General features: G+C 40.5%; 6 protein-coding genes. 5 read left to right on the top strand and 1 reads right to left on the bottom strand.

All coding sequences use genetic code 11. The features are described 5' to 3' along the window. Positions 1-9: 9 nt before the first annotated feature. Positions 10-1,698 carry a hypothetical protein gene (locus Q4574_RS08430; RefSeq protein WP_303473518.1) on the bottom strand — a complete coding sequence of 563 codons (1,689 nt, stop codon included), beginning with the start codon at positions 1,696-1,698 and terminating at the stop codon, positions 10-12. 619 nt (positions 1,699-2,317) lie between these two features. Here Q4574_RS08430 and Q4574_RS08425 point away from each other — a divergent pair. The 5 genes from Q4574_RS08425 to Q4574_RS08405 all read left to right on the top strand — a co-directional run bounded on the left by Q4574_RS08425 (position 2,318) and on the right by Q4574_RS08405 (position 12,159). Then, entirely contained in the window at positions 2,318-3,790 is a 1,473-nt protein-coding gene (locus tag Q4574_RS08425) for a sulfatase (RefSeq protein ID WP_303473515.1), read from the top strand. A gap of 114 nt (positions 3,791-3,904) precedes the next feature. Beyond that, positions 3,905-5,134, top strand: a complete 1,230-nt coding sequence (locus tag Q4574_RS08420; RefSeq protein WP_303473512.1) for a glycoside hydrolase family 105 protein — start codon at positions 3,905-3,907, stop codon at positions 5,132-5,134. Continuing rightward, complete coding sequence (locus tag Q4574_RS08415) at positions 5,134-6,336, top strand: glycoside hydrolase family 105 protein (RefSeq protein ID WP_303473510.1); 1,203 nt, start codon at positions 5,134-5,136, stop codon at positions 6,334-6,336. The genes Q4574_RS08420 and Q4574_RS08415 overlap by 1 nt, the downstream gene beginning before the upstream one ends. Then, positions 6,333-7,847 carry a sulfatase gene (locus Q4574_RS08410; protein WP_303473508.1) on the top strand — a complete coding sequence of 505 codons (1,515 nt, stop codon included), beginning with the start codon at positions 6,333-6,335 and terminating at the stop codon, positions 7,845-7,847. The genes Q4574_RS08415 and Q4574_RS08410 overlap by 4 nt, the downstream gene beginning before the upstream one ends. 457 nt (positions 7,848-8,304) lie before the next feature. After that, positions 8,305-12,159 carry a BNR-4 repeat-containing protein gene (locus Q4574_RS08405; protein ID WP_303473506.1) on the top strand — a complete coding sequence of 1,285 codons (3,855 nt, stop codon included), beginning with the start codon at positions 8,305-8,307 and terminating at the stop codon, positions 12,157-12,159. The last annotated feature ends 30 nt before the right edge of the window (positions 12,160-12,189 follow it).

The raw sequence follows: 12,189 nt of genomic DNA, 5'->3' as shown, positions 1-12,189 counted from the left end.
CGACAGCGTTTATGGTAGTACGCGTATTTCTATTTTTTGCACACTAAATGAACCGATCTCAGACTCAATCTGAATCCTTGAAACCTTGTTGTTACCACTCGACGTTTTCCCTGTTTGCCAATCCCCCCAGATAATCATGTTTGATTCCTGATATTTATGTTTGTAATTCAAATAAACTTGCTTTCCTTCTGCATTGAGTCCTATAGATCCAGAAGCGGTTGGATGAAAACGTTCATTCCACCAGCCGCCCTCCTCTATTGGAATCCTGGCTTTAGGATAGGCCGCTATAAACATTTCCTCAGCATTGTTGCGTTTATCTATGGTGCCGATGCGAAATTGATAGGGAGTAGAAACAGGGTGGGAAACGTCAAGATCAATAACGTTTATTTCAGGTAACTCATGGGCTAAATTATGCCTATTAAAATTATATAAAAGTATATCGTATGCCTTTGAATCCGGTCGTTTACTAAAAATCCCATCAACAAGATTGCCCTCAATAGATGGTTGTCCGTGTACTGAATTTCTATATAACTGATTACCGACCATTGGCAACAAAGCAAACTGCGTTAGGACTTCAGGCGCGTAACGACCATCGTGCCCCGTCCCCCACTGGAATATTTCTTTAATATTGTGGTTAAGCATGAATTTCGCCAACATGGCAAAAAAAGACGAGCTATGAGACGTGGAAACACTGACAAAACCGGCGCGCTGCATTTTTGAAATAAGTTTAAATTCATGAATTTCTAAACTGGCATTTGTATTCCAGTCGGGGTGTTGCGCGATAGGCGCAAAGTCATACTTATAAACACGCTGCATATCTAACTCGTGCTCTTTATGAATATGGGGATAATAAGAAATTGCGACAAAATCATAAGGCACATTGTTAGCCTTTGCCCATGCGATAAAATGGGGGGCGTAGGCATCTTCTGTATTGCCTGTGTAATCAACATAACGACTTTGAAAAGAGGACTCCCTAAAATGCGCCCCTACGGAAGCGTTAGGTAATACGCTGCGCACTGCACTCACGGTATTTCGATAATGCTCGAAAAACTGTGTCCGCGTTCCTACCCAATGTTGTGGCCGAGTATCTATTTCTGAACCTACTCGAAAACGCCATTTTGAAACGGTTTCTTTACCATATTTTTTAACTAAATGTTGCAGCAAGTGGCCTATGAAATTGTGCCAGGCCACTGAATCATTTGGAGGTAAACCATTACCATAAACACTGTTGGCGTCTTTCAACAAATAATCGGTTCCATTAGGCTCTTCTACAAATTTCATCCCCCGTTGAAAAGCCCAAGGTGGATTGTCTAATACAATTTGAAAAATTTCCCAACCATTGTTTAACCAACGATCAATTCTATTGGTGACCTTATGGAAATCATAAACAAATTTTTCTCCGTCCCATTTATACGCATCCCCCTCGATATCTTTGGAAGCCCAGCCACCTAATATCCTGACGGTATTAACTTGGGGCGTTTGCCCCAAATTAGCAGGTTTGGAATGGGGCGATGCTTTATCCGTTCTAACTGCCACATCAAAAAAATCGTTAATTGGACCTATTTTGTTGCTTGTATCAGTAAAGTCAGCTTTTAAAATTAGTGCATTTACTTGTGGCTTTGCCCCTTCACCGGAGCTGCTATGTGTGAATGTTGTGAATGCTATTAGAAGTACAAATATACGAGATTTATTTATCATCAATCCAAACCTTTGTGAAACCCAGATTTAAAGAACTCACCTCTAACAAACTGAGTTTTATAGCCTTAAATACATGTTTGCTATCATCAGTACCCTTTACTCCATTTAGCCCAACTCAATTCAAATCAGGAAACAATTTCGCAACAAGTTAATAACACCAGGCAATCCTACTATCATATTCAATCAAATTAAAGTAAATACAATCAGAAGATATAGAATCTTATAGTTGAATGGTTCTTAGCAGTCTTTGACATAGCTCTATAAAAACGAACAATTGACAAAAAGTAATTGTAGACCCCATAAAATGCACTGCATAGGGAATAGGCCTAGCCGAAAAGTTCACTTAAGAAAGAGGTTTAGTGTGTATCCAAGCAGTCATTCAGCAGCACGCCTAATCCAAAAAATGAGAATGAAATGCCCATTTGTAGAGGACTAGGGTTGAATCAACTACCCACAAAAGGCTTAATATGAGTTTATTTGACTTAAAATGTCTGTTATTGTGATAAAATAGTTAAATGCGTGTAATATCTTTGAGACTTCAGTTTTAAACCTCAAATAGCATGCATAATTACCAGTACAGAACGCTTTAGCGTTTTAAGTAAATGAACGAGTTCACGTAATGAGTACCACAACTAAATTTAAGATACTGCTATCTATTTGCACGATATTCACTATTTTGAGTGCATGTAGCTCCAGCTCTAAAACGCCAAACATGGGTTCAACTAAGCCTAATATTCTGTTTATTTTAGCGGATGATCATCGTTGGGATATGTTGGGCAAATTCCATCCCATCATTAAAACCCCTAATTTAGATGAACTAGCAAACAAGGGCACACTATTTAACAATGCTTTTGTAACAACTCCTATTTGCGCAACAAGCAGAATCAGTATTTTAACCGGCTTAACTGAGCGTACTCATGATTTTACCTTTGGTCGCCCGAAAACTGGGATAGAGGAATCAGCCAACATGTATCCAGCGGTACTCAAACGAGGCGGCTACAGTTCAGCGTTTGTTGGAAAATATGAAATTGGTATTTCTGGTAATGATGAAGATAGATTTGATTTTTTTAAACCGCTTCTGCAGTCAAAAAAAGAGCAGTATAAAGGCAAAACCTTACCCCAAACATACTACATTGCAGAATTAGCAAAAGAATTCATCGAACAATCAAAAACTGCGGGTAAACCTTGGACGATGTCAGTTAATTTTTGGAATCCCCATGCTCACGACAATGATTTACAAGACCAATATCACTACCCTGAAGAATTTGAAAGTATGTATGCAGATGTCACTATTCCGCCTGCAAAGTTTTCTGATGACGCCACATTTCAGGAGCTACCTGAGTTTTTAAAACGTTCTATTGGTCGCGAACGATGGAAATGGCGCTACGATACGCCTGAAAAATACCAAAGAATGGTTAAACGTTATTATCGGGCAATTAGCGCCGTTGATAAAGCGGTTGGGATGATCTACCAAAAATTAGAAGAAACAGGTATGGCCGACAACACCGTAATCATTTATATGGGTGACAATGGTTACAACCTCAATGAACGTCAATTGGCAGGTAAATGGTTTGGTTGGGAAGAGGATCTGCGGATACCATTGATAATCTATGACCCACGAAACAAAGCGGCCCAAAATCAACAACTAGATTCCATCGCACTGAATATTGACATAGCCTCAACCATAGTTGATTTAGCAGGCCTAGATGCCCCAGCCAACTATCAAGGTGAGAGCTTACTTCCACTTCTAAGTGGATCTACAGATGTAAAATGGCGTGACGAGTTTTTCTTTGAGCACATGTATCAGCCTAAGCGATCTTTCATCCCTCCTACCGTAGGCCTAAGAACCGAAAAATGGAAATACATAGATTTCTACAAGAATGGGTTTCAACAACTGTATGACTTGGAAAACGATCCCGAAGAGAAATTCAACCTGATTGAATCTAAACAGCACCAAGGCGTAGTTAAGGGTCTTAGCCAAAAAGTTGATCAATACATCCAAACCTATGAACAACAAAGGTCAAAAGAAGTAAAACAAAGAGATTCATTTATCAACTTACGACATCAAGCCAATCCTAAATATGGACAATAACACTAGCTATATAAAGAGAACTCAAATTTAAAACGGTAGCAGTCATTGTAAAAGCACCTTATATAGACTTCGCCGATAACCAGTTAAACGTTAAAACAGATAATGAGACAGATTATGCAAAAATTCAAAAAATCACTAGCAGTACTGCCCCTAACAATCAGTTTGTTATTGGCCGGATGCGGCAAAGAACAATCAGTTACGACTCAAACCAATATAGAGCCGAATCAATCTAGTACATACCATTCGACTCAAAGCAATCAGCAAAATGTAAAAGAAATAGCCGATCGAGTGGCTAATTGGCAAATCGAACAGTTGGGTAATTTAGATTACATTCCCGAGTCCCATCGGGCCAAATCTGAAAACGCAAAATTTTGGATTCAAGCGGCTTTTTATATTGGTTTAACTCGCTGGACGGAAACCACAAAAAACCAGTCCTTTTTAGGCTTTATGGAAAAGGTAGCCGAACAGGAGAATTTTGAACTATTGATGGATCGCCCCTTTCACGCAGACGACCATACCATTGCTCAAACTTACATATGGTTAGCAGAACAAACAAAGAATAAAGATGCTATCAAACCGACTCAAGCTGTATTCGACATGATTTTAGATAATAAGCCGAACGTAGGCCTTGAAATGTTGGATGAAACGGCATCCGGATCAGGAAAAGTGCACTTAGAAGGTAATTGTCAACTTCGTTGGTGTTGGGCAGACGCGTTATTTATGGCTCCTCGCGCGTGGTTTCAAATGACCAATATCACCGGTGATAGCAAATACGCTGAATATGCAGATAAGGAATTCTGGGCAAGTGCAGATTATTTATTCTCTGACAAGTATGGGTTATTTTTTCGCGATAGTCGCTACTTTGATATGAAAAGTGACAATGGTGAACCGGTATTTTGGGGGCGCGGAAATGGCTGGGTATTTGCTGCGATTCCGTTAATAATTGATGAACTACCCGATGACCACCCATCTAAACCTCGCTACATTGAGTTGTATAAGAAAAATGCAGCAGGCCTAATAAAACTACAGACGGAAAATGGCTATTGGCCAGCGTCATTATTAGATCCGAACAAGGTTAAAACACCTGAAGTGAGTGGAACAGGGTTCATCACTTTTGGTTTAGCTTGGGGAGTTAACAATGGCATCTTAACTGATGAAAATGCGAAACAGGCAGTTCGAAAAGGTTGGTCGGCAATTACACAGGCCATCGAACCCAGTGGACGAGTCAATTGGGTACAACACGTAGGTAAATCTCCTGATCCAGTGAAAAAGACCGATTCACAATTGTATGGGGTGGGCGCTGTGCTATTGGCGGCATCTGAAATGATTAAGTGGACTGATTAATGAAGACAAAAATTGCAACGATTGGACTAGGGATTATTATCGCATTAGCTGTCGGTGGTTGCGGTTCTGCGTCTCACACACAATCAACACAAGTAACAGACAACTCGTCGCTGCAAATACGACAATCTGCTCTTTCAGTCGGGCAACATGTAGCTGGTTGGCAAATTGAACAGGTCGAAAATAACAATTATGACTATTTAGACAAACGATATCATACTAGTTCTTCGAATCCTTTAGGCTGGATCCAAGGGGCATTTTACATTGGTTTGACTCGCTGGGTTGAAACTGTAGATGATCAAACCTCTTTAGCCCATATAGAAAAAATGGCCAAAGACCAAGGTTATCAATTGATGCTCAAACGCCCTTTGCATGGCGACGACCATGCTATTGGTCAAACGTTCTTGTGGTTGAGTGAACAAACAGACAACACAGCAGCTTTTAAACCTACCCAACAATTGTTCGACTCAATATTAGCTAATCCCCCTAAAGTTAGCTTAGAGATGATTGAAGAAGAGCCTCCACGACGAGGCTTTGAAGGCGCCTGTCAGGACCGATGGTGCTGGTCGGATGCGTTATTTATGGCACCTCGTACTTGGTTAAAATTATCTAACATCACTGGCGATGAAAAGTATTTTAATTACGCTGACAAAGAATATTGGGCCACTGTTGATTATTTGTATTCTGAAAAATATGATTTGTTTTTTCGAGATAGTCGTTATTTTGAGAAAAAGAGTGACAATGGCCAACCCGTATTTTGGAGCAGAGGTAATGGCTGGGTATTCGCCGGTTTACCTTTAATTATTGATGACTTACCCAAAGACCATCCTTCTCGCAATAAATACATCGCATTATTTAAACGCTTTGCTGCGGCATTACAACCTATCCAAAACCCCAGTGGTTATTGGTCGCCCTCTTTGCTAGATCCAAACAAAGTGACAACACCTGAAACCAGCGGTACTGGGTTTATCACCTTCGGATTAGCCTGGGGAGTAAACAATGGGTTGCTGACTGATCCTAAATACAAAACCGCGGCATTAAAAGGCTGGCAAGCGATAGAAAGAGCCACCCAAGCCAACGGTAAAGTTAACTGGGTGCAACAGGTGGGTAAATCTCCCGATCCGGTCGCAGAGCATGAAACCCAATTTTATGGGGCTGGCGCCGTGCTACTAGCGGCATCAGAAATGACCAAGTGGAAACGATGATTGATAAGAACAACAGGCTCGAAGTTAACGGCAAAAACAAGTTTAGTGTACTCATTAAATTTTTGCATTTATCGTCACTATTAACGGCATTGTTAGTATCCCTCTGTTTTACTGTCAAAGCACAGCAAAATACGCCTAATATTGTGATTTTTTTAGTTGATGATTTACGTGTAGATTTAGGCACCTATGGCAGTGAACACGTCATTAGCCCCAATATTGATGACTTAGCGAAACAAGGAGTCAAATTTACTCATGCTTATGCGCAACAGGCCATATGTGGACCTTCTCGGGTCAGCATAATGACGGGTTTGCGCCCTGAAACAACTGGCTTATATAGCATAGATAGAGCCGGTCGATTACGACCTAATCAACCGAACGTTGTATCTATGCCTCAGCTATTTAAGGAAAATGGTTACCAAACCATCAGTATTGGAAAAGTTTATCACAGTGTTACCGACGACCAGGAAAACTGGACAACACACATTAAAAAGCTGGATAACTTTTATGCCATTGCTGGAAACAAAGAAAAGAAATTTGCCTATGAAGCAGGAGACGTTGCGGATGATTTTTATAAAGACGGCAAAGTGGCTAACGATGCAATCGCGACCTTAAAAAATGTAAAAAACGATAAATTCTTAATGGTTGTTGGATTTAGCAAACCACACCTACCTTTTAATGCCCCTAAAAAATATTGGGACTTGTACGACCGAAAGCAATTTACCGTTCCGAGTCGCAAAAAACCAGATAATATGTACCGTTTAGCCTTAACCAAATGGAATGAATTAAGAATGTACGGCGGTATCCCAAAGGAAGGCGATACCGATGATGAGTTAACTAAAACCTTAATTCATGCTTATTATGCTTCGGTTAGTTATATGGATGCTCAAGTCGGCAAAGTGATGCAAGCCCTCGATGATTTGCAACTTCGTGACAATACTATGATCGTTTTTATGAGTGACCATGGTTATAAATTGGGTGAATATGGGGCTTGGAATAAACACACTAATATGGAACTTGATACTCGTGTACCACTAATCATCAGCCGCGAAACTGCTCATAAAAATCGAGTGGCCGGAGCGACTTCTGCTGCATTAATTGAAAATATAGACATATTCCCAACCATCGCCGAAGCGGCGGGTTTACCGTTACCCAACTTAGATGGTAAAAGCCTACTAACGTTATTAGATCAACCCAATATGGCATGGGATAATGCCGCCTATAGTTTATTTACACGGGGTAAAAAACGGATGGGCGTTAGTGTAACTGATGGCATATGGCGATATACCGAATGGCGAAATGCTGACAGCCAAGCAATAGAGTTTACAGAATTATACTTTCACAAAGACAGTCTTGTTGCAGTTGAAAATGTTGCCGGCCAAAAACACGTTAACCTAATACAGCAGCGTTTAAAAACGTTATTAGATACGAATTTCCCTTCTCATTCTCCCCCTTTTCATAACAAACCTAAGTTAGACAATAATTCCGCTTCAACTACGCCTAATAAGAATTAATGAGTTTATTGATTGTGGACGTGCTGTTAACAAAATACCACTTACATAAGAAGGGAGTTCTACCCACTCCCTTTCCTCCTTATGATACAAAAAAATAATTTAACATTTCAGATCAATTTTGCAGAAGTGAGATCTGCTCATCAATAAAGCAACCATTATTTTTTATTAATAAAATCAGCAGCAAACAGCAAGACCTAACAAGACCGATAAAGATTGTTATTGAAATGTTATGATTATATAAAATAGTTTGTTATCATTATTGCGTTTTATAGCCCTAATAATATTTAAATATTCTAAATAAAGTACCTTAAGATGGCTTTAAGACCGTTAACATCGCAATCAATGACCTAAATTGCTTTAACATGATCGCATCATTAATTGATTCAGGACTGGATTGCGTATCGTTTATCTTTAAAACAGAGTAAAAACTATGTCTATAACAAACAAAAACAGGTCGATGCTCAAATATATTTTACTGCTGACAAGCTCTATTGGTTTTACAGTCCCAAGCGCTCAAGCGGACGTAACCTTAGAAAGCCAAGTAAAAATTACTGATCAAGGGTTGCATTTTGATGGCCAAAAAGTAGGTTTTGACGCACCTAATAATGGTACAGATGTGTATGACTATCATTTTGGAAAAAACATATCAGCACATGGCGATAGCGTAAAATCGTATAAACATTATGTATTTATGACTTGGTATAGAGGTGGAAAAGATGATCGTCATGTCATGTTATCACGCTATAACACTGAAACAGGCACGGTAAAGACCATTGAATTTCCCCATCGCCACACTGGTTTTAGAGGTGATTGGTGGGTTGGTGAATCACATAACACTATAGGTTTAGCCGTCAGCCCGATAAATGGCACTATTCATATGGTTTACGATATGCATGCCTATGATAACTCAAAATATGATGGCAAATTTGAAGATGACTATTTCCGTTATAGTTTTTCAGTGCCTGGTGCAGCGGAAGTGCCAGATGATGAGTTCACTCTCGAGCAGTTTGTTGAAGATAGCAGTGATATCAGCCAAAGCGACCCGGCCACAGGTTATGTCGACTATAAACATCTTGTAATGACCGGTGATTTAGCCGATAGAGATAATTTTTCAGCATTAACTTACCCCAAATTTTTTGAAACCAATGACGGTACCTTACTTCTTTACATGCGTTGGGGCGGAAATAATAACGGTGCTTATTATTTTAATCGTTATGACGCATCCGAGCAGAAATGGTCAACCTTTACGCCGTTTAACCATAAAAATCAAAAAACGACTCATGGAAACGCTTATAACTGGGGTCTATACGGCAATATGAAGTACGTCAATGGCAAACTTAGAGTGGGTTTCCAACAGCGCAGCAACGATAATAATGATCGATATATATATCAAAACGGTGTTTATTATGCCTATTCAGATCACCCAGAAGGACTAGGTGAATGGAAAAATCACAAAAATGAGCCAATGACTTGGCCCTTAGTTAATTCCGACGAAATCAAGGTGTTTGAACCTGGTGATTATATATCTCATCAAGAACCAAACTCAGTATACATCGTTGGAGATTTTGATTGGACTGTAACCGAAAAAGGTGATGTTCATATTATTAGTCTTGTGCGTTCAACAGATCGTACTCGTCCCGACTATGAAGAAGTTTACATTCATTCTTATAAACCCGCAGGTGCTGATGATTTTATCATCGACACTGACTTTGTGGGTGCATCAAATATCTATACGGCTGGCGACAATATTTATATTATCGGCTTGCAAAATGGTCGTCCCTACGTTGAAAAAGCGGTTGGCGGTACAAGTGACTTTGAGCGAGTTTATGAAGAAACTGAAGGCCCTGTATTTGACCATGGGACCGTGTATGTAAAAAATGGAAAGGTCTATTACTATCTAATGGAGCGTACATCCGGCAATGCAATGCCACTTCATTTACAAGTCATTGATTTGGATATTGAAGCTGATGCAACTCGTCCAACTATATCTTTTCCGAACCCATCAGTCATTGTTGAGCAGGGTTACGAAAAATTGGCCTTAACACTATCGGCATCAAGTCCAATCGAAGATCGTAGCATTGAATCAGTGACCTTATATATTGATGATGAATTAGTGCGGGTTGATGACACACTCCCCTACTTATTTGGGCATGGTTCTAAGCCACATGAAACGGGTGCAATGGGTTGGCGAGACGATCACGAACCCAACCCAACCCCTTTAGGTCCGGGTGTACACATTTTTAAAGCTGTTGCACTAGATAGCGAAGGTCAAACAGCCTCAGCGTATATGCAATTAACAGTTAACTCTACAGCACCTATTGTTACTTTTCCTCAGTCTTCAATGAGTGTTGATTTAGGTTATGAGAAATTAGGCATCACCATCGATGCCCAACCCTCAGTTGCAGATCGAACAATTGAATCTGTCACCCTTTATCTTAACGGTGAAATTGTTCGTGAAGATACCTCCTCACCTTATAATTTCGGTCATCAATATAAACCACATGAAACAGGTGCTATGGGCTGGATTAGCTGTGACCAAGATCCAGTACCTAGCCCTTGCCATCCTCCAAACCCTTCTCCCCTAGGAGAAGGTGAACATACATTCACTGCAGTAGCCATTGATAGTGCTGGGGAAACCAGCCAAGCAAGCATGACACTTATGGTAAATGGCTTACCTCAACCTCCGGTAGTCCAATTTCCAAAAGAAGTATATGAGGTAACAGAGGGATATGAACAGTTAGGTTTAACCATAAATGCTGAGTCACCCGTCTCAGGACGCTCCATAGTGTCAGTAACCTTATATCGAAATGGCGAACTAGTGCGGGTTGATACCAAACCAGTGTGGAATTTTGGACATAAATATGCCCCATATGAGCTGGGTGCCATGGGCTGGATTAGTTGTGATGAAGATCCAGTGCCTAGCCCATGTCATGAACCCAATCCTAATCCGTTGCTTGCTGGTGAACACACTTTTACTGCAATAGCCGTGGATAGCGAAGGATTAGAAGGCGAAGCAAGCATGACTTTAATAGTTAAGCCGTCTCCCGCCCCTACTATTACCTTCAATGAGTCTGATGTTTCATTGCCTGGTGGTTACGACAGCTTTTCATTATCTGTAGATATTACCAGTGTGGAAGAAAATGATGAAATTACAGTTGTAGGCTTGTACTTTGATGATTCACTCGTTCGTGAATTATATGAAGCTCCCTTTCTTTGGGGAAGTGACTTTTACGAGACTGAATTACTAGGTTTAACGGCTGGGATCCATACCGTTAAGGCTGTTGTTATGGACAGCGAAGGTCGCACCAATGAGGCATCAATGCTTATTGAAGTCGGTATTTTTGGTGACTTAAACGCGGATGGAGACGTCGATAAATACGATATGCGCGCATTTACCTTAGCCGTTAGAAACAGAAAAATAACCAATTTAAATTATGACTTTAATGGCGATGGGGTCGTTAACAGCCGAGATGTTCAAGGTTTCACAAGTTTATGTTCACGTGCTCGCTGTGCGATTAAACCAACTGAAGATGAACCAGATACAAGTTGGATATACAGACAAGAAGGAAATGACCCGACTTGGGCTGAAGTATTAGCAACAGATAGTTTGCAACCTCTAGGCACTTTTACTAGTGCCGGTGTGATGGGTTCAACAGTTACTGTCAATAAGGCCCTTCTAGAAACCGGAGAATATGGTAGTAGAGCCATAGATACGAGTAACTACAAAATACATACCGTGGGAAATAGCGCAATTCGTTCGGATAACTTCCATCGGTGGAGTCGTTGGTATCAAGAAGATGGCAATACTCAAATATTCCGTTTATTTAAAGATGAAGAAAATGTTTCCAATAGTCGTGCTTTAGCAGCCCGTGTTGAAGTATTTAGTTCCGACGACCGTTGGTTACCTGAACCTGGTGTATGGCGAGAATTCAGCGCAAAGTTTACAGTATTAAAATCAGCGGGTTGTTCTAACCAACCAGTAAAGCAGCACTATTGCTCAATTTTCCAAGCGAAAGGTAACAATGTAGATCACTGGTCAGTGATGCTACGTGTGCATGGAGACGGAAGCTTATGGTTCTATCCGCGCGGTGCCTCCCCGGTTCAAATTGCCGCCAATGTAATCAATCAACCTTTTGATATGAAGGTTCGCGATAATGGCTTGGATTACGAGATGTGGGTCAACGGTGAATCAGTTGGTACAGGGCAATGGCAACGGACCGAAGAAATTGGTTTCCGCTGGGGTATTTATGTGGGTGAAACCCAAGTGCTCGATGACATCATGGTATTAGTCACTGGGGCAACAATGCATTGAAAAACCGAACGACTCTCCATTTGATAGCAA

The sequence above is a fragment of the Aliiglaciecola sp. 3_MG-2023 genome (assembly GCF_030548205.1).
Taxonomy (GTDB): Bacteria; Pseudomonadota; Gammaproteobacteria; order Enterobacterales; family Alteromonadaceae; genus Aliiglaciecola.
The sequence above is the reverse complement of the archived record's forward strand: the minus strand, read 5'-3'. Positions and strand labels throughout refer to the sequence as shown.

Coding starts and splice junctions, on each gene's coding strand:
- Q4574_RS08430 (WP_303473518.1), bottom strand. CDS start 1,698: ATGATAAATAAATCTCGTATATTTGTACTTCTAATAGCATTCACAACA.
- Q4574_RS08425 (WP_303473515.1), top strand. CDS start 2,318: ATGAGTACCACAACTAAATTTAAGATACTGCTATCTATTTGCACGATA.
- Q4574_RS08420 (WP_303473512.1), top strand. CDS start 3,905: ATGCAAAAATTCAAAAAATCACTAGCAGTACTGCCCCTAACAATCAGT.
- Q4574_RS08415 (WP_303473510.1), top strand. CDS start 5,134: ATGAAGACAAAAATTGCAACGATTGGACTAGGGATTATTATCGCATTA.
- Q4574_RS08410 (WP_303473508.1), top strand. CDS start 6,333: ATGATTGATAAGAACAACAGGCTCGAAGTTAACGGCAAAAACAAGTTT.
- Q4574_RS08405 (WP_303473506.1), top strand. CDS start 8,305: ATGCTCAAATATATTTTACTGCTGACAAGCTCTATTGGTTTTACAGTC.